The sequence below is a fragment of the Micromonospora sp. C28SCA-DRY-2 genome (assembly GCF_030519475.1).
Taxonomy (GTDB): Bacteria; Actinomycetota; Actinomycetes; order Mycobacteriales; family Micromonosporaceae; genus Micromonospora.
Genome location: NZ_JAUMKD010000001.1, coordinates 527,856 through 545,974 on the forward strand (window position 1 = coordinate 527,856; position 18,119 = coordinate 545,974).

General features: G+C 74.7%; 19 protein-coding genes. 2 read left to right on the top strand and 17 right to left on the bottom strand.

Annotated features, from left to right (window positions below; genetic code table 11):
* Window positions 1-23: 23 nt before the first annotated feature.
* From Q3W71_RS02390 to Q3W71_RS02430, 9 genes are all read right to left on the bottom strand, one after another.
* Window positions 24-722, bottom strand: a complete 699-nt coding sequence (locus tag Q3W71_RS02390) for a regulatory protein RecX (RefSeq protein ID WP_302917617.1) — start codon at window positions 720-722, stop codon at window positions 24-26.
* Between the two features lie 8 nt (window positions 723-730).
* Window positions 731-1,777, bottom strand: a complete 1,047-nt coding sequence (gene recA / locus Q3W71_RS02395) for a recombinase RecA (protein ID WP_088995380.1) — start codon at window positions 1,775-1,777, stop codon at window positions 731-733.
* Window positions 1,778-1,961: 184 nt separating this feature from the next.
* Window positions 1,962-2,162 carry a DUF3046 domain-containing protein gene (locus Q3W71_RS02400; RefSeq protein WP_302917618.1) on the bottom strand — a complete coding sequence of 67 codons (201 nt, stop codon included), beginning with the start codon at window positions 2,160-2,162 and terminating at the stop codon, window positions 1,962-1,964.
* 4 nt (window positions 2,163-2,166) lie between these two features.
* Window positions 2,167-3,504, bottom strand: coding sequence for an MFS transporter (locus Q3W71_RS02405; RefSeq protein ID WP_302917619.1), 1,338 nt, complete (start codon window positions 3,502-3,504; stop codon window positions 2,167-2,169).
* Between the two features lie 80 nt (window positions 3,505-3,584).
* Window positions 3,585-4,724, bottom strand: a complete 1,140-nt coding sequence (locus tag Q3W71_RS02410) for an acyl-CoA dehydrogenase family protein (protein ID WP_302917620.1) — start codon at window positions 4,722-4,724, stop codon at window positions 3,585-3,587.
* 67 nt (window positions 4,725-4,791) lie between these two features.
* A complete protein-coding gene (locus Q3W71_RS02415; RefSeq protein WP_302917621.1) occupies window positions 4,792-5,571 on the bottom strand; it encodes a GNAT family N-acetyltransferase in 780 nt (259 codons plus the stop codon).
* Between the two features lie 135 nt (window positions 5,572-5,706).
* Entirely contained in the window at window positions 5,707-6,411 is a 705-nt protein-coding gene (locus tag Q3W71_RS02420; RefSeq protein WP_302917622.1) for a UdgX family uracil-DNA binding protein, read from the bottom strand.
* A 51-nt stretch (window positions 6,412-6,462) separates the two neighbouring features.
* Window positions 6,463-6,594, bottom strand: a complete 132-nt coding sequence (locus tag Q3W71_RS02425) for a hypothetical protein (protein ID WP_302917623.1) — start codon at window positions 6,592-6,594, stop codon at window positions 6,463-6,465.
* 74 nt (window positions 6,595-6,668) lie between these two features.
* Window positions 6,669-8,009, bottom strand: coding sequence for an aminotransferase class I/II-fold pyridoxal phosphate-dependent enzyme (locus tag Q3W71_RS02430; protein WP_302917624.1), 1,341 nt, complete (start codon window positions 8,007-8,009; stop codon window positions 6,669-6,671).
* A 34-nt stretch (window positions 8,010-8,043) separates the two neighbouring features.
* Here Q3W71_RS02430 and Q3W71_RS02435 point away from each other — a divergent pair, with 34 nt between their 5' ends.
* Window positions 8,044-9,285 (top strand): bifunctional pyridoxamine 5'-phosphate oxidase family protein/GNAT family N-acetyltransferase, encoded by a 1,242-nt coding sequence (locus Q3W71_RS02435; RefSeq protein ID WP_302917625.1) that lies wholly within the window; start codon window positions 8,044-8,046, stop codon window positions 9,283-9,285.
* On the top strand, window positions 9,285-9,953 hold the full coding sequence (gene leuE, locus Q3W71_RS02440; protein WP_302917626.1) for a leucine efflux protein LeuE: 669 nt from the start codon (window positions 9,285-9,287) through the stop codon (window positions 9,951-9,953). Before Q3W71_RS02435 ends, leuE begins: the two co-directional genes overlap by 1 nt.
* A gap of 14 nt (window positions 9,954-9,967) precedes the next feature.
* On the opposite strand, the gene Q3W71_RS02445 is transcribed toward leuE, so the two are convergent.
* The 8 genes from Q3W71_RS02445 to Q3W71_RS02480 form a co-directional block, all read right to left on the bottom strand.
* On the bottom strand, window positions 9,968-10,897 hold the full coding sequence (locus Q3W71_RS02445) for a sporulation protein (protein ID WP_302917627.1): 930 nt from the start codon (window positions 10,895-10,897) through the stop codon (window positions 9,968-9,970).
* Between the two features lie 89 nt (window positions 10,898-10,986).
* Complete coding sequence (locus tag Q3W71_RS02450; RefSeq protein ID WP_302917628.1) at window positions 10,987-12,051, bottom strand: hemolysin family protein; 1,065 nt, start codon at window positions 12,049-12,051, stop codon at window positions 10,987-10,989.
* Complete coding sequence (locus Q3W71_RS02455) at window positions 12,048-13,406, bottom strand: hemolysin family protein (protein WP_302917629.1); 1,359 nt, start codon at window positions 13,404-13,406, stop codon at window positions 12,048-12,050. The genes Q3W71_RS02450 and Q3W71_RS02455 overlap by 4 nt, the downstream gene beginning before the upstream one ends.
* Before the next feature lie 193 nt (window positions 13,407-13,599).
* Window positions 13,600-15,162 carry a M20/M25/M40 family metallo-hydrolase gene (locus tag Q3W71_RS02460; protein ID WP_302917630.1) on the bottom strand — a complete coding sequence of 521 codons (1,563 nt, stop codon included), beginning with the start codon at window positions 15,160-15,162 and terminating at the stop codon, window positions 13,600-13,602.
* Between the two features lie 228 nt (window positions 15,163-15,390).
* Window positions 15,391-15,723: a monovalent cation/H(+) antiporter subunit G gene (gene mnhG, locus Q3W71_RS02465; protein ID WP_302917631.1), complete on the bottom strand. Its 333-nt coding sequence runs from the start codon at window positions 15,721-15,723 to the stop codon at window positions 15,391-15,393.
* Window positions 15,724-15,757: 34 nt separating this feature from the next.
* Window positions 15,758-16,021: a monovalent cation/H+ antiporter complex subunit F gene (locus tag Q3W71_RS02470; RefSeq protein ID WP_302917632.1), complete on the bottom strand. Its 264-nt coding sequence runs from the start codon at window positions 16,019-16,021 to the stop codon at window positions 15,758-15,760.
* Window positions 16,018-16,611 (bottom strand): Na+/H+ antiporter subunit E, encoded by a 594-nt coding sequence (locus Q3W71_RS02475; protein WP_302917633.1) that lies wholly within the window; start codon window positions 16,609-16,611, stop codon window positions 16,018-16,020. Before Q3W71_RS02475 ends, Q3W71_RS02470 begins: the two co-directional genes overlap by 4 nt.
* Window positions 16,608-18,113 carry a Na+/H+ antiporter subunit D gene (locus Q3W71_RS02480; RefSeq protein WP_302917634.1) on the bottom strand — a complete coding sequence of 502 codons (1,506 nt, stop codon included), beginning with the start codon at window positions 18,111-18,113 and terminating at the stop codon, window positions 16,608-16,610. The genes Q3W71_RS02475 and Q3W71_RS02480 overlap by 4 nt, the downstream gene beginning before the upstream one ends.
* Window positions 18,114-18,119: the final 6 nt, after the last annotated feature.

Consider the following 18,119-nt stretch of genomic DNA (forward strand, 5'->3'; position numbering starts at 1 on the left):
CCACGTGAACATCGCCCGGCCGGTCATTCGGCCGCCCGGTTGTCGCGGTCCAGTTCGCCCTCGGCGTCGGCGAGGGCGTCGGCGTCGATCTGCTCAGCGAACTCGGCCGCCTCGGCGCTCTGCGCGGCGAGGGCGTCCTTCACCGCGCGGATGGCCACGCCGGGCGGGTAGCCCTTGCGGGCCAGCATGCCGACCAGCCGGCGGAACACCGCGTCGGGCTCGCCACGGGCGACCCGGAGCTTCCGCTCGACCAGGGCGCGGGCCGTCTCGGCCTCGGTGGTCTCGTCCAGCTCGCCGAGCGCCTCGCGGGCCACGTCGCCGTCGACTCCGCGCTGGCGCAGTTCGTTGGCCAGCGCCCGGCGGGCCAATCCGCGGCCGGCGTGCCGGCTGCTCACCCAGGCACGGGCGAAGGCGGCGTCGTCGATGATGCCGACCTCGTCGTAGCGGTCGAGCACCTCGGCCGAGACCTCCTCGGAGATGCCCCGCTTGGCGAGCGCCGTGGCCAGCTCGGCCCGGGTACGGGGCCGCACGGCGAGCTGGCGCAGGCAGATCTCCCGGGCCACCTCCGCCTCGTCGCGCGGCGCGGCGGCGGGCGCCTCGGAACCGGCCTCCTCCTCGGAACGGCCGCGCCGGCCGCGGCGGGGCCGCGGCGTGCTGGCGTCACCCGTACGGGGTGGGCTGGCATCCCAGCCCCGCCCCGTACGGGCACGTCGTCCTGCCACGAGTCAGGTCAGAAGTCGACCGGCGGCAGCTCCGGGCCACCGGCGGCGTCGCCCGCGCCGACCCCGACGCCGAGCTTCTCCAGGATCTTCTTCTCGATCTCGGCGGCCACGTCCGGGTTCTCGCGGAGGAACTCGCGGGCCTTCTCCTTGCCCTGGCCGAGCTGGTCGCCGTCGTAGGTGTACCAGGCGCCGGACTTGCGGATGATCGCCTGCTCGACGCCGACGTCGATCAGCGAGCCCTCACGGGAGATGCCCTTGCCGTACATGATGTCGAACTCGGCCTGCTTGAACGGCGCGGCGACCTTGTTCTTCACCACCTTGACCCGGGTGCGGTTACCGACCACGTCGGTGCCGTCCTTGAGGCTCTCGATGCGGCGCACGTCGAGCCGGACCGAGGCGTAGAACTTCAGCGCCCGACCACCGGTGGTGGTCTCCGGGCTGCCGAACATCACACCGATCTTCTCGCGCAGCTGGTTGATGAAGATCGCCGTGGTGCCGGTGTTGTTGAGCACGCCGGTGATCTTCCGCAGCGCCTGGCTCATCAGCCGGGCCTGCAGACCCACGTGGCTGTCGCCCATCTCGCCCTCGATCTCGGCGCGCGGCACCAGCGCGGCCACCGAGTCGATCACGATGATGTCGAGCGCGCCGGAGCGGACCAGCATGTCGGCGATCTCCAGCGCCTGCTCACCGGTGTCCGGCTGGGACACCAGCAGCGCGTCGGTGTCGACGCCCAGGGCCTTCGCGTACTCCGGGTCGAGCGCGTGCTCGGCGTCGACGAAGGCGGCAATGCCGCCGGCCCGCTGGGCGTTGGCCACCGCGTGCAGCGCCACCGTGGTCTTACCGCTGGACTCCGGACCGTAGATCTCGACGACCCGGCCGCGGGGCAGACCGCCCACGCCGAGGGCCACGTCGAGCGCGATGGAGCCGGTCGGGATCACCGCGGTCTGGATGACCGGCCGCTCCCCCAGCCGCATCACCGAGCCCTTGCCGAACTGCTTGTCGATCTGAGCGAGAGCAAGGTCGAGTGCCTTCTCCCGGTCAGGCCCTGCTGCCATCGTTGCCACCCCTGCCTTCGCCGGCGTCTTTCCTGAGCTTCGCGTCACGCGGACACGCTAGGCGCTGGGTCCGACAGAAAACCAGCCGACGGGCCGCGAGCTGTGGACGAGCACCCCGCTGTGGACAATAGCCGAACAGGTGTACGACTCGGCAAGCGACACGCGGGGGCGGCGAAAAGGCTGCTCAGCGTAGTCGGGCGGGCACCCGGTCGGGATAGGCGGCGACGACCGCCCGCCACACCACGTGCGTCTCCTCACCCGCGGCGAGCGCCTGCTGGATGGTCCGTCCGCCGAGCTGGGCCAGCACCTGGTCGGAGGCGATGCTGGCCGCGTAGCCCGGCCCGAACGTCTCCTCCAGCCGCGCCCAGAAGTCGGTCAGCCGCACGTGATCAGTCCTCCTCGTCCGGTGCGCTCGCCGGCACCGCCCGCAACGCTAGCGCCACCAGCGGCACCACGGCGATCGCCGCGAGCAGGGTGAGCACCGGATAACCGGCGGCCCGCATGACAAACCCGCTGACCGCGGCGGCTCCCGCGCCGGCCAGCCCCATCGTCAGGTCGGAGAACCCCTGCACGCTCGGGCGGACGGCCGCCGGCACCGACTCGGACAGCAGCGTGGAGCCGGCCACCATGGTGCCGGACCAGCCCAGCCCGAGCAGGACCAGGCCGATCGAGAGCCGGGGCGTGTGGTGCCCGGCCGTGCCGGCCACCGCGCACGCGGCGAGCAGCAGCCCGACGCCGGTGAGGATCACCGCGCGCCGGCCGAGTCGGTCGGTCAGCCAGCCGACCAGCGGGGAGAGGGCGTACATGCCGGCGATGTGCAGGCTCAGCACGATGCCGACCACCCGCAGCACGTCGGCGTCGCCGTGCGACTCGCCGAGGCGGACCGGCGTCATCGACATCACCGCCACCATCACCACGTGGCCCACCGCCACCGCGGCGATGCCGAGCCGGGCGGCCGGGCGGCCGCGTACCACCTGCCAGGCCGCCCGCATCCCCGCGCCACGGGCGGGCCGGGCCGGCGCGGCGACCGCCTCGGCCGGTGGGGTGACGTCCGCCGCTCCGGTGGCCACCGGGGTGGGGGCCGCCGCCAGCCGGCGCGCGGTGAGCAGCGGGTCGGGCCGCAGCAGTACCAGCAGTACGCCCGCGGCCAGCACGAACGCGGCCGCGCTGAAGGCGAACGGGCCGGCCAGCGGCGGCAGTCCCCAGCCGCTGGTGGTGCGGTCGGCGAGCGCGGCGAAGTTCGGCGCGGCCACCGCGCCGATGGTGGTGGCCCAGACGATCAGCGAGAGCTGCCGCCCCCGGCGGGCCGGTTCGGCGAGGTCCACCGCGGCGTAGCGGGCCTGGAGGTTGGCCGCGGTGCCGCCGCCGAAGAAGAGCATGCCGAGGAAGAGCAGCGGCACGGACCGGGTGACCGTGGCGAGCACCACCAGCACCGCGCCGACCGCGCCGGCCAGGTAGGCGAAGGCCAGCCCCGGCCGGCGGCCGTGCGCGTTCATGATCCGGGTCACCGGGACGGCCAGCAGCGCCCCACCCACCACGGCGGCGCTCTGGGCCAGGCCGGCCACCGCGGTGCCGGCCACCCGGGCGGCCAGCAGCGCGCCCACCGCGATGCCGATGGTGACGCCGATCCCGCCGATGATCTGGGTGCCGAAGAGCAGCCCCAGGGTCCGCCGCTGGATCGGCGCGACGTCCGGGGCGGCGACCGGCGCGGTCAGGTCCGTGGTCATCGGCGGCTCCTCGGTCCGGTAAGGGGTGCGGGCGCTGTCCATCCTTGCGCAGCCACCCGGGCCGATGGCACCCGGTTTCGCTACAGGCCGAGCCCGCGGCCGATGATCTCCTTCATGATCTCGGTGGTGCCGCCGTAGATGGTCTGCACCCGCCCGTCCAGCCACGCCTTCGCCACCGGGTACTCCAGCATGTAGCCGTAGCCGCCGTGCAGCTGCACGCAGCGGTCGGCGACCCGGTTCTGCAGCTCGGTGGTCCACCACTTGGCCTTGGCCGCGTCGGTCACCGAGAGCCGGCCGGCGTTGAACTCGGCGACGCAGTGGTTGACGAAGGTCCGGGCGATGGTCACCTCGGTGTCCAGCTCGGCCAGGAGGAACCGGTTGTGCTGGAAGGCGCCGATCGGCCGGCCGAACGCCTGCCGGGAGCGGGCGTAGTCCAGGGTGACGGCGAGCAGCTTCTCGGCGGCCGCGACCGCGGCGACCGCGATGCTCAGCCGCTCCCGGGGCAGGTTGGCCATCAGGTGGTAGAAGCCGTGGTTCTCGGTGCCGATCAGGTTCTCCGCCGGCACCCGGCAGTCGTCGAAGAAGAGCTCGGCGGTGTCGTTGGCCTTCAGCCCCACCTTGGCCAGCCGCCGGCCCCGGGTGAAGCCGGGCGTGCCGGTCTCCACCGCGATCAGGCTCACCCCGTGCGCGCCCTGGTCGGCCGTGCGGGCGACCACGACCACCAGGTCGGCCAGCTCGCCGTTGGTGATGAAGGTCTTCTGACCGTTGAGCACGAGCGCGTCGCCGTCGCGTACCGCGGTGGTGCGGACGCCGGCCAGGTCGGAGCCGGCGCCGGGCTCGCTCATCGCGATGGCGGTGACCAGGTCGCCGGAGCAGAACCCGGGCAGCCAGCGCTTGCGCTGGTCGTCGGTGGTCAGCTCGGTGAGGTACGGGGCCACCACGTCGTTGTGCAGGCCGAAGCCGAGCCCCGAGCAGCCGGCGGCGACGATCTCCTCCACCAGCACCGCGTTGTACCGGAAGTCCCGCTGGCCGCCGCCGCCGTACTCGGGGTCGACGTCCATGCCGAGCAGTCCGGCGGCGCCGGCCTTGCGCCACACCTCCCGGTCGACGATCCCGGCGGCCTCCCACCGCTCGTGGTGCGGCACCGCCTCGCGGGCGAGGAACGCGCGGCACAGGTCCCGGAACTCGTCGTGGTCGCGCTCGTAGAGATGCTGCTGCATGGCGGCAAGTGTGGCACCGGCCACCCGTGCGGAACAGGGCCGATCGCCGACCGGCGGGGTCGGGCGGTCAGGACCACCAGGTGGCCCGGGCGACGGGCCGGAAGCCGAGCGAGTCGTAGAGCGGGCGGCCGGCCCGGGACGCGGTGAGGGTGACCGGGTGACCGGCCAGCTCCGCCAGCGCCGCGTGCAGCAGCGCCCGGCCCACGCCCCGGGACCGGTGCTCGGGCAGCGTGGTCATCCAGTACAGCCCGGCCACCTCGGCGCGCACGGTCAGGCAGGCGCCGGCGGGTATGCCGTCGACCTCGGCGAGCAGGAACCGGATCCCGGGTCGGCCGAGCAGGGCCACCGGGAACGCCTCACCCGCCCGGTACGGGTGCAGCCCGCCCAGCGGGAAGCCGGACACCACCACCCGCTCGACAGTGGCCAGCCGCCGCGGGTCGTCGACCGGGATCACCCGCGGCGCGGGCGCCGGGGCGGGCGCGGGAGGGCGGATCATGACCGGCAGGTGCCGGGGCGCCAGGCCCGTGCCGGTCAGGTCCACGGCGCCGAACGGGTCCTCGACGGTCACCGGGCCCGCGGCGCGTCGCCGGACCAGCGCGGCGATCTCGGCCACCTCGTCCGGGGTGGGTTCCGGGGTGCGCAGCAGGACGCGCAGGCCGGCCCGGTCGTCGCCGTGCACGGCGAGGAAGCCGGGTCGCCGGGTCAGCGGGTGCCGCCGGGTCTCGGCCAGCGCCGTCCAGAGCGCGGCGGCGTTGCCGGTGGCCAGCCCCAGCTCGGCGTCCGGGTCGGTCGGCGGCTCGGCGGCGGCGTCGACCGGGGACGGGGCGGTGGGGTGGGTCGAGCTCATGCCGCCACGTTAGGCGCCGGGCGGACCCTGCCGCAGAGCCGATCCCCGCGCGCCCGGCCGGACCAATCCGGAGTGTGGGTGTTCGCCGTCGGCCCGGTAACCGTCCACCGGCCGCCTGGGACGAGGCCGGTCGGGTCAGGCGGCCAGGGCGCGGGCGGCCACGGTGAGGTCGGCGACCAGCCCGTCGTACGCCTTGTCCTGGTCGTCGGCGCGCAGCACCGCGGACGGGTGGATGGTGGCCAGCAGCCGGGCCTCGGGCGCGTCGGCGACCTTGCCCTCGGCGTCCACCGGCACCCGCTGGAAGTCCTCGGGGTGCTGCGCCGAGGCGGGCCACGGCAGCAGCTCGCCGCGCTGGCGGGTGACCCGGAACGTCGGGCCGAGCAGCGCCTTGGCGGCGGTGGCGCCCAGCACCACCACGATCTCCGGGTCCAGCCGGGCGAACTCGGCGACCAGCCAGGGGCGGCAGGCGGTGATGTGCACCCGGTCCGGGGTCTGGTGGATGCGCCGCTTGCCGCGCAGCTCGAAGCGGAAGTGCTTGACCGCGTTGGTCAGGTAGATGTGCCCCGGGTCGAGGCCGGCGTCGTCGACGGCCTTGCGGAGCAGCCGGCCGGCGGGGCCGACGAACGGCAGGCCCTTCTGGTCCTCCATGTCGCCGGGCTGCTCGCCCACGAAGACCACCCGGGCGCTCTCGTCGCCCCGGCCGAACACCGTCTGCGAGGCGTCCCGGTAGAGCTCGCAGCCACGGCAGCCGGCCGCCGCCGCGCGGAGCGCGTCGATGGTGTCCGCCTCGGGCGGGATGAACCGCTGGGCGCCCGGAGCGCTCTCGGTCTGCTCGGCCATGTCGACTGTTATATACCCGTTCGGGGGACTCCGCCGGGCGGGCCGGCGCCGTCAGTACCCGCCGCCACCGCCGCCACCGCCGTCACCGCCGCCGGACGCCAGCGCGATGATCACGATGATGAGCACGATCACCGCCACCGCGACGGCGATCCAGACTCCCCGCTTCGACCCGGACCCAGCCATGTCGCTCACCTCCGGGGCCGCGCTTACCCCCTGCGCGGCGGCTCACGCTCGTGCCGGCCATCCGTGCCGGCCGCTCAGGCGGTGAAGCCGGCGACGGGGGCCGGGCGGACCGCCCCGGCCAGCGCGTCGGCGAGCGGCTCGACGTCGGCGTCGGTCAGCCGGCTCACGGTGATCCGCAGCCCCGGCGGGCCGGCGATCCGGTAGAGCGCGCCCGGCGCGACGGCCCAGCCGGCGTCGCGCAGCGACGTCAGCGCGCTGGTCTCGTCCGCCACCGGCAGCCAGACGTTGATGCCGCTGCGCCCGTGCGCCGGCAGACCGCGCCGGGCCAGCGCGGCGAGCAGCGCGCCGCGGCGCCGCTCGTAGCTGCCGGCCGCCCGGTCGACCAGCTCGGCCACCGCCGGGTCCCGCCAGAGCGCCAGGACCAGCCGTTGCAGCACGGTGGAGACCCAGCCGGCGCCGACCCGGGCCCGGCCGGCCACCCGGGCCACCGTCGTCTCGTCGCCGACCAACACGGCCAGCCGCAGGTCGGGCCCGAAGGGCTTGCTCACCGACCGGAGGAAGGCCCACGTCGGGGTCGCCCCGGCCAGCGGGTGCAGCGGTACGCGGGCCAGCTCGGCGGCGTGATCGTCCTCGATCAACAGCAGGTCGGGCCGGCCGGCGAGCAGCTCGCGCAGCTGCCGCGCCCGGTGCGCGGAGACGGCCGCGCCGGTCGGGTTCTGCGCCCGGCTGGTGACCACGAGCGCGCGGGCCCCCGCGGCCAGCGCCGAGCGGACGCCGGCGACCAGCGGCCCGTCGTCGTCGACCGGTACGCCGATCGGGCGCAGCCCGAGGGCGGCCACCAGGTCGAGCAGGTTGGCCCAACCCGGGTCCTCGACCGCCACCGCGTCGCCGGGGCGCAGGTGGGCGCCGAGCAGGCGCTCGATGCCGTCGAGCGCGCCGCCGGTGATGGTCAGTTCGCCGGCCGGTACGCCGTCGGCGGCCAGCCGCGCCCGGGCCGCCTCGACCAGTTCGGGCAGCACGCCGGCACCGGAGTAGCTGACCGGCGGACCGGCCGCCGCGGCGAGGGTGGCCAGGTGCGGGCCGAGCGGGGGCAGCAACGCCGGGTCGGGTTCCCCGGTGGACAGGTCGCGCAGGCCGGCCGCCGGCGGCGGGCGCAGCGCCGAGCGGCGGGATGCCACCGGCGGGCGGGGCCGGACCCGGGTGCCGTGCCGGCCGGCGGTGACCACCAGCCCGCGCTGGCGCAGCTCCTGGTAGGCCCGGGCGACGGTGGCCGGGCTGACCGCCAGCTCGGCGGCCAGGGCCCGCACCGGCGGCAGCGTGGCGCCGGGCGGCAGCGCGGCAGCCCGGATGCCGGACTCGATGCTGGCCGAAATCTCGACGGCCGTCGTACCGGTGACCTGATAGCGTGCTGACACAAATGCAGGATTGTACTAGAACAAAGGCGGGAGCATGTACCCACCGACCCCTCGGACCACCGCCAGCCGCAGCCGGGAGCGGATGAGCTACGACCGCGCCGCCGCGCACGCCGTGCTGGACGAGGCGTACCACTGCGCGCTGGGGTTCGCCGTGGACGGCGAGCCGCGGGTGCTGCCCACCCTGCACGTCCGCCTCGGCGACACCCTCTACCTGCACGGCTCCACCGGCAGCCGGCCGCTGCTCGCGGCCCGCGGCGACGGGCTGCCGGTCTGCGTCGCGGTCACCCTGCTCGACGGCCTGGTCTACGGCCGCTCCCAGTTCCACCACAGCGCCAACTACCGCTCGGTGGTCGCGCACGGCACCGCCCGGCTGGTCACCGACGAGCGGGAGAAGGCCGACGTGCTCGCCGCGCTGGTGGAGAAGGTCGGCGCCGGGCGCAGCGCGGACAGCCGCCCGCCGAGCCGCCGCGAGCTGGCCGAGACCGCCGTGCTGGCGCTGCCGCTGCGCGAGGTCTCGGTCCGGGCGCGCACCGGGGGCGTACGCGACGAGGAGGCCGACCTCGACCTGCCGCACTGGGCCGGCGTGGTGCCGCTGCGGCTGACCGCCGGCGTGCCGGAGCCGGACGCCGGCGTCACCGCCCCGGTCCCGGCGTACCTGCGGCCGGGCCGGTCGCCGTGGCTGGAGCCGGCGGTGCTGCGCGGCGAGCACGTGGTGCTGGAGCCGCTCGACCTCGCGCACGCCGACGAGTTGCACACCGCCACCGCCGACCCGGACGTCTGGCGGCACCTGGGCACCGCCATGCCGGCCGACCCGGCCGGGACCGCCGAGGTGGTCGCCGCCGCGCTGGCCGCGCACCACCGGGGTGAGCGGGTGCCGTGGGTGCAGCGCTGCGCGGTCACCGGCGCGGTGGTCGGCACCACCTCCTACTACGAGGTCGACCCGGACCGGCGGGCGGTGGCGATCGGATACACCTTCCTGGGCCGGCCGTGGTGGCGCACCGGGATCAACACCGAGGCGAAGCTGCTGCTGCTCACCCGGGCCTTCGACGAGCTGGGCGCGCTGCGGGTGGTGTGGCACACCGACATCCGCAACGAGCGCTCGCAGCGGGCCATCGAGCGGCTCGGCGCCACCCGCGAGGGGGTGCTGCGGATGCACCGGCAGCGCGCCGACGGCTCGTGGCGGGACACCGTGCAGTATTCGATGACCGTCGACGAGTGGCGAGGAGCACAGGTCACGCTCCGGGAAAGGCTTCGCCGGGCGGCACCGGTGGCGTGATGATGTCCGGCGTGCTGGGCATCACCGACATCTGGACGTACCTGCTGGGCACCGTGGCGATCATCCTGCTGCCCGGGCCCAACACCCTCTTCGTGCTCTCCACCGCCGCGCAGCGGGGCGTGGCGGCCGGCTACCGGGCCGTGGGCGGGGTGCTCGTCGGCGACGGGGTGCTGATGCTCCTCTCCGCCGCCGGGGTGGCCTCGCTGCTCCAGGCGTACCCGGCGCTGTTCCTGGTGGTGAAGTACGCCGGCGCCGCGTACCTCGGCTATGTGGGGTTGACCATGCTGCGCGGCGCCTGGCGGCGCTGGCGGGACCGCAACGACCCGACCACGCCGCGGCTGATCGACGCCGCGGAGCCGGCCGCGCTGCGCAGCCCGTTCCGCAAGGCGTTGGTGGTCAGCCTGCTCAACCCGAAGGCGATCCTCTTCTTCATCTCCTTCTTCATCCAGTTCGTCGACCCCGGGTACGCCTGGCCGGCGCTGTCCTTCCTGCTGCTCGGGCTGATCGCCCAGGTCACCAGCGCGCTCTACCTGACCGCGCTGATCTTCGCCGGGACGTTCCTGGCGGCGCAGTTCCGCCGGCGCCGCCGCCTCGCCGCCGGCGCCACCACCGGCGTGGCCGCCCTCTTCCTCGGCTTCAGCGTCAAGCTCGCCACCGCCACGATGTAACCCGGCGCGGCGGCTCAGGTGCCGTCGCCGCCGCCACCGCCGCCGCCGATGCCGGCGCCGCCGGCCGTGCCGCCGAGGCCGAAGCCCGGGTGCAGCGGCTCGTCCGGCGGGCGGCTGACGTGCGCGGACTCGGTGATGTTGGCCGACCAGTCGCTGTGCGCCGCCGCGGCGGCGTGCCGGTTGATCGCGTGCCGCAGCCACCCGTCCACCGTCGCCACCCAGTCCCGCCGCTCCGCGCCGACGTGCCAGACCCGGAACCGGCTGATGCTCTGGTGGGTGATCCCGGCCAGGGCCAGCCGGCGGTCCAGCCAGAGGATCACCTCCAGCCCGGCCGAGTTCGCCACGAAGATCACCTCCAGCTCGGTCATCGGCCCGGCGTAGAGCGGGGCCACCCAGTAACCCAGCCGCTGGTGCAGCGGCAGGGTCTGCTCCACCCCGGGCAGCCGGCCGTCCAGCAGGCCGGCCTGGCGCAGGCTGAAGCCGAGCGTGTCCAGCGCGGCCAGGACGTGCGCCTGGGTGGGCAGCGGATGGACGAAGACCGGGACCATCGCCCCCTGGTCGAGCTGCGGCTCGATGGCCACCTCGGTACGCAGCCCCATCCGCAGGCTGAGCAGCGGGACCCCGCCGAAGATGGTCACCGGCGTCTCCCAGGGCATCGGGAACGTGAACGGCATGGTGCGGGCCCGTCCGGCCCGCACCACGAAGCCGCCGGAGACCGCCGCCTGGTGGAACTGCACCAGGCGGCGGGGCGCCTCCGGGTCGTCCGGCTCGACGGAGGTGACCAGACCGAGGCGGACGTGCCGGACCGGCACGTCGAACCGGCCGGCGGTGATCGTGATCCGCCCGGGCAACCGCAGCCCCGGGCGGGTGCTCGGGTTGGCCAGGGCGGTCTGCACGGACAGCCCGGTCCAGCCGGACTCCGGTGACACCCCGGTCAGCCGCACCGCGCTCCCCCGTCCCGGCGGACCGGGCGGGGGCTGCCCCCGCCCGGGCGGGACCGCCCCGCCGCCGGAGCCGGCTTACCCGGCCGGCCTCACCGCAACCGCCGCCCGCGCGGCACCGGGTCGGTCTCGTCGTCGAACTCGCCGATGACCTCCTCCAGCAGGTCCTCCAGCGCGACGAACCCGATCGGCCGGGCCGGGCCGCCACCGTTGCGGACCAGCGCGAGCTGGGACTGCCGGGCCCGCATCGCGGCCACCGCCTCGGTGACCGACGCCGACGCCGGCAGGGTGAACGCGGCGGTCATCAGGTCGCCGGCGGTGGCCGACCGGCCGGTGGTGGTGACCCGCACCGCCTCGCGGACGTGCACCAGCCCGCAGACGTCGCCGGCGGCGTCCAGCACCGCCAGGCGGGACCGCCCGCTGTCCCGGCTGACCTGCTCGATCCGGTCGGCGGCGTCGTCCCGGCGCACCGTCACCATCCGGTCGAACGGCTCCATCACCTGCGCCACGGTGGTGCCCTGCAGCTCCAGCATGCTGGTCAGCAACTCGTGCTGCTCGGCGCCGAGCAGGCCGTGCTCGCGGGACTGCTCCAGCAGGATGCGCAGCTCGCCCGGGCCGTGCACCTGGGCGAGCTGGTTCTGCGGGTTCACCCGGAACAGCCGCAGGATCGCGTTGGCGAGCGCGTTCAGCGCGGACAGCACCGGCCGGGAGACCCGGGCGAAGGCCCGGAACGGCAGCGCCAGCAGCATCGCCGAGCGCTCCGCGTCGGTGATCGCCCAGGACTTCGGCGCCATCTCGCCGATCACCAGGTGCAGGAAGGTCACCAGGCTCAGCGCGAAGATCAGCGCGATCGCGTGGCTCGCCGCGTCGGGCAGGCCGACCGCGTGCAGCAGCGGGCTGACCAGGTGCTCGATCGCCGGCTCGGCGAGCGCGCCGAGGCCCAGCGTGCACAGGGTGATGCCCAACTGGGCGCCGGCCAGCATCAGCGACAGCTCGCGCACCCCGTCCAGGGCGGCCCGGGCCGCCCGGCCGCCACCGGCGGCCGCCTGCTCCAGCCGGTACCGCTTGCTCGCCACCAGGGCGAACTCGGCGGCCACGAAGAAGCCGTTCAGCGCCAGCAGCAGCACCGAGCTGAACAGCGCCACCCCGGGGCTCATGCGGACACCTCCCGGCGCTCGCCGGGCTCGGCCAGCCGCAGCCGGACCGAGTCGGCCACGTGCCGGTCGACCGCGAGCACCTCGACCAGGGCGCGCGGCTCCACCGCGCCGTCCTCGCCGTCGGCGGGCAGGCTGATCTCCAGCCGGTCGCCGACCTCGGGCACCCGGCCCAGCTCGCGCATCACCAGGCCGGAGAGGGTGTCGTACTCCGGGGCCTCGGGCAGCGCGATGCCGGTGCTGTCGGCCACCTCGTCGATGCGCCAGCGGGCGGGCACCACCCAGGACCCGTCGTCCTGCCGGGCCGGGGCGCGCTCCGGCGGGTCGTCCTCGTCCCGGATCGGGCCGACCAGCTCCTCGGCGATGTCCTCCAGCGTGATCACGCCGGCGAAGCCGCCGTACTCGTCGACCACGCAGGCCATCTGCCGGTGCCCGGACCGCAGCCGGTCCAGCACCGTGGGCAGCGGCAGGGTCTCCGGCACCAGCAGCGGCGGGCCGGCCACCGCGCCGACCGGGGTGCTCGCCCGCCGGGCCGGGGGTACGCCGAGCACGTCGGCGATCCCGACCACGCCGACCAGGTCGTCGACGCCCTCGGCACCGCGCACCGGGAACCGGGAGTGGCCGCTGTCGAGCAGCTCGACCACCCGGCTGACCGGCTCGTTCGCCCGTACGGTGTGCACGTCGACCCGCGGCACCATGGCCTCGCCGGCGGTCAGCTGGCGGAAGTCGAGGCCCCGGTCGAGCAGGGTCGACATCTCGACGTCGAGGTGCCCCTCCTGCCGGGACTCGGCGATGATCTGCTCCAGGTCCTCCGGGGTGGCCCCGCTGGGCAGCTCCTCGATCGGCTCGATGCCGACCCGGCGGAGCAGCCGGACCGCGGCCCGGTCGAAGAGGGTGATCACCGGCCCGGCCACCTTGAGGTAGACCAGGGTGGACCGGGCCAGCGCCCGGGCGACCGGCTCGGCGCGGGCGATGGCCAGGTTCTTCGGCGCCAACTCGCCCAGCACCATCTGCACCACTGTCGCGATGACCAGGGCCAGCGCCACGGAGAGCGGCAGGCTCAGCGAGCGGGAGACGCCGGCCACGCCGAGCAGGTCGGCCAGGCCGGCGCCGAGGAACGGCTCGGCGACGTAACCGACCAGCAGCGCGGTGACGGTGATGCCCAGCTGGGCGCCGGAGAGCATGAAGGAGAGCCGGCCGGTGACCTCCAGGGCCCGGGCGGCGGCCTGGTCGCCGCCGTCGGCGAGCTGCTTGAGCTTGCCTCGGTCCACGGCGACGTAGCCGAACTCCTGGGCCACGAAGTAACCGGTGGCGGCGGTGAGAACGATGATGAAGAGGAGACCGACGACGATCAACACGGGACGCTCAGGGCTCCCGGGGACGTCGGGGTCGTCAGGCGCCGGGCACGACCCGGCTGGCTACTGCTGCCCTCCTGGGCAGAGGAGTCGATCATGCACGCCATTTTATCGGCGGCACCTGTACGTCCGCTGAAGGTGTGCGGAAGGACCCGGGTCGCCCGGTACTGGCGATCCCGGGCCCTGCCGTCCGGTTTCAGCTCTGGGTGACCGTCATGTCGTCCACCGCCGCCTCGACGAGGCTGGCGGTGCCGGCGTCGGCGGCCTCGACCAGGATCCGCACCGTCTGGCCACGCAGCGCCGAGACGTCGACCGTGGCGCTCTGCCAGGACGCCGCCCGGTTGCTCGCGGCGCCGGTCGCGGTCAGCGCGGTGACGGTGCTGGTGCCGACCACCCGCACCCGGAGGTAGTCGGCGCTGGTGGCGTTGTTCAGGTGGGCCAGGTACCAGGAGAAGGAGAGGGTGAGCGTGCCGCTGGCCGGCAGCGTGATCGCCGGCGAGCGGATGCTGCTCACCCCGCCGTCCAGGTCGTACGCCCCGGCGCTGCTGCCCGCGGCCGCCCCGGTGACCAGGTCGTAGCTGCCGCTCACCGTGCTGCCCGACTGGGTGGTCACGCCCGAGCTGCTGGTCGCCGCGGGGTCGCCGCGCTCCCACTGGCCCAGGGTGGCGGTGTCGGTGCCGGACGGGTCGGCCGTCCAGCCGGTCGCCGTCTCGAAGGTGTCGCTCCAGACCGTGCTGCCCGGCGGCGTGCCGGCCCCGCCCAACGTCCAGACCGTGTACGCGATCGCGTCGGCGTTGCGGTCCAGCGCGGTGTCGTTGATGTTGGCGGTGGTGTCGCAGGAGCGGTGGTAGCAGGGGTCGAACGCCTGGCCCGCGGTGCCGCCCCAGAGCGACGCCTGGGCGCTGGACTTGATCCCCTCGGCGCCGGTGAAGGTGCCGCCGGCCGGGATGCCGACGCTGATGAACGGGCCATAGTCGCTGCGGCCGTCGAAGTCGGTGCCCCGGGTCGGCACCCCGATCGAGGTGAAGTACGCCTGGATGGTCTGCTCGATCTGGGCGGAGCCGGCCGGGCCGGGGCCGGAGCCCACCCCGTCGGAGTTGTCGCCGTCGTAGACGAAGTAGCCGGCGTTGGGCGAGCCGACCATGTCGAAGTTCAGGTACTGGCTGATCTTCGCGCGCTCCGCCGTGGGCAGGGTGTTCACGTAGTGCCGGGAGCCGCGCAGGCCCAGTTCCTCCGCACCCCACCAGGCGAACCGCAGGTGCTTGGCGGGAGCGAAGCCGGTGCGGGCCACCGCGAGCGCGACCTCGAGGATGGCCGCCGAGCCGGAGCCGTTGTCGTTGATACCCGGCCCCGCGGCGACGCTGTCCAGGTGGGCCCCGGTCATCAGCACCGCGTTCGGGTCGCCACCGGGCCAGTCGGCGATCAGGTTGTAGCCGGTGGCGCCGTTGTAGCTGAACGACTGCACGGTGGTGGTGAACCCGGCCGCGTCCAGCTGGCCCTTGAGGTGGTTGACCGAGGCCAGGTAGCCGGGCCGGCCGTGCGCCCGGTTGCCGCCGTTGGCGGTGGCGATGGACTGGAGCTGGGTGAGGTGCGCCTTCACGTTGGCCAGCGGGATGTCCGGGGCGGCGGCGAGCGCGGCGGGCGGGGCGGCGGGGGCCGGGGCGGTGGGGGCGGCGGCGGCCGAGGTGGCGGTCAGCACGGTCGCGGCCGCGACGGCCAGCCCGGCCAGCCAGCCGGGACGAGGGGTGCGGGAGCTCATGGGTCCTCCGGGGTGGGGGTGGTCCGGTTCCGCCGGGTGGGCGGTGACCGGGCGACGGTCATTGATCGATGACCATCACTGCGAAGAGTGCCGCCGGGCCCGGAACCCGGCAAGAGGCAAGACGCAGAATCGCCGCAGTCCCGGAATTGGGACGCGCGGGACGCATCCCCGCGAGCGGCGGCGGATGCCACCCGACGGACGACGCGGACAGCGGGGTACCCCCCGGCCTCAGCGGTCGGCCAGCTCGTCCACGTCGAGCAGGCGGGGGTCGACCCGGCCGGTCCGGTAGGCGGCCCGACCGATCATCTGCGCGGCGACCGGGGCGGTGGCCATCTGGAAGATCCCGACCAGCGCCACCATGCCCAGGTCCTCCGGGTCGCGCAGCCGCAGCGCCAACCCGACGAGCAGCAGCAGCACCCCGAGCGTCTGCGGCTTGGTGGCGGCGTGCATCCGGTCCAGCACGGTCGGGAAGCGCAGCAGGCCGATCCCGGCGACCAGGCTGAGCAGCGCGCCGGCGACCAGGAAGGCGCCACCCGACCAGTCGGCGAAGGTGCCGAGCATCAGACCCTCCTCGGCACGGCGGGCGTGGCGGGCATCAGGACTCCTCCCGGACGGCGAAGCGGACCAGCGACACCGAGCCCACGAAGCCGAGCAGCGAGAGCACCACCAGCACCGGCAGGCTGGTGGCGTTCCGGTTGACCGCCGCCTCGGCGCCCACCCCGCCGATCATGGTGGCGAGCAGCATGTCGGCGGCGATCACCCGGTCCAGCAGGGACGGGCCCCGGTACAGCCGGACCAGCGCGCACAGCGCGGTGATCGAGAACAGTACGGTGAGGACGGCGGCGAGGATCGCGGTCACGATCGGTCTCCCTTCGGCACGGATTCGGACTGCACCAGGGGCAGCTCCGCGGGCGAGCCGACGGCGCGGACGAGCCGCTGCTCGACGGCGAGGATCCGGTCCCGGCTGCCGGTCAGGTCCTGCGGGCCGCGGACGTCGAGCACGTGCACGTAGAGGGTGCCGCTGTCCCGGTCCACCTCCACGATCAGCGTCCCCGGCACCAGCGAGATGATCTCGGCGGTGAGTGCCAGGTTCAGATCGGTGCGCACCCGCAGCCGCACCGCGATGATCGCCCCCCGGGGCCGGAACCCGGGCCGCACGGCGATCCACGCGACGTGCAGGCTCGCGCGGACCAGCTCGCCGGCGAAGCGGACGGCGAAGACCAGCAGCGGAACGGGCCGCAGCCGGCCGCCGAAGGTCACCGGCGGCAGCGGGAAGAAGACCAGCACCGCCCCGCCGACCAGCAGCCCGCCCAGCAGGTTGCCCCAGGAGAAGTCGCCCCAGAGCAGCATCCAGATCAGCACCAGCCAGCCGTACGCGATCAGCTGGTCGCGGGAGCGGACCACCCGGCCGCGCACGTCCCGCGCCCGGTCCGCCGGCTGCGCGTTCACGGCGCCCCCTGGGGCAGCACGGCCCGGACGTACGGGGTGCGTTGGCGCAGGTCCACGGCCGCGTCGGCGGTGACCCGGAAGAGCGGGCCGGCGACCACCGTCATCGCCAGCCCGAGGACGACCAGGGCGACCGTGGACCCGACCATCAGGCCGGGCAGCCGGGTCGGCGGCTCCTCGGTGGCCAGCCGGGGTGCCCGCCAGAAGGCGATGTTCCATACCCGGGAGGCCACGTAGAGGGTGAGCAGGCTGGTCAGCGCCCCGGCCGCGACCAGCGCGCCGGGCAGCGGGCCGCCGGCCGCCACGCCGGCCTGGAACAGGCTGAGCTTGCCGAGGAACCCGGAGAACGGCGGGACGCCGGCCAGGTTCATCGCCGGCACGAAGAAGATCACCGCGAGCACCGGGGCCACCCGCGCCAGGCCGCCGATGCGGCGCAGGTCGGTGCTGCCGGCCCGGAGCTGGATCAGGCCGACCACCAGGAAGAGCGTGGTCTGGATGGTGATGTGGTGCAGCACGTAGAAGATCGCGCCGGTGAGACCGGCCACGCTGCTCAGCGCCACCCCGAAGATCATGTAGCCGATGTGGCTGACCAGGGTGAACGAGAAGAGCCGCTTCAGGTCCGACTGGGCCACCGCGCCCAGGATCCCGACGATCATGGTCAGCCCGGCCACCACCAGCAGCAGCGTGCCGGCGTGGCCGCCCGGGAAGAGCAGCGTCTCGGTCCGGATGATCGCGTACACGCCGACCTTGGTGAGCAGGCCGGCGAAGACCGCGCTGACCGGCGCGGGCGCGGTCGGGTAGCTGTCCGGCAGCCAGGCCGACAGCGGGAAGACCGCCGCCTTGATCCCGAAGGCGAGCAGCAGGGTCAGCTCCAGCATCAGCCGTACGCCGGCCGGCAGGGCGTCCAGCCGGTGGGCGAGCTGGGCCAGGTTGACGGTGCCGGTCGCCGCGTACACCAGGCCCACCCCGGCCAGGAAGAGCATCGAGGACAGGATGCTGACCACCACGTACGTCGAGCCGGTGCGGATCCGGGCCTCGGTGCCGCCGAGGGTGATCAGGACGAAGCTCGCGGCGAGCAGGATCTCGAAGCCGACGAAGAGGTTGAACAGGTCGCCGGCCAGGAACGCGTTGGTCACGCCGGCGGTCAGCACCAGGTAGGTGGGGTGGTAGATGGTCACCGGCGGGGCGTCGCCGAAGTCGCCCTGGCCCTGCCCGATCGAGTAGAGCAGCACGCAGAGGGTGACCGCGGCGGAGACCACCAGCATCAACGCGGCCAACTGGTCGGCGACCAGCACGATGCCCACCGGCGCCGGCCACGCCCCGATCTGCGTCACCAGCGGCCCGTGCCGGTACGCCTGCACCAGCAGCACCACCGCCACCGCGAGGGTGGTGGCCAGGCAGGTCACGCTGATGGCGCGCTGCGACCGGGGGTGGCGGGCCAGCATCAGGGTCAGGGCCGCGCCGAGCAGCGGCACCACCACCGGCAGCGGCACCAGCCGGCTCACCGGGCA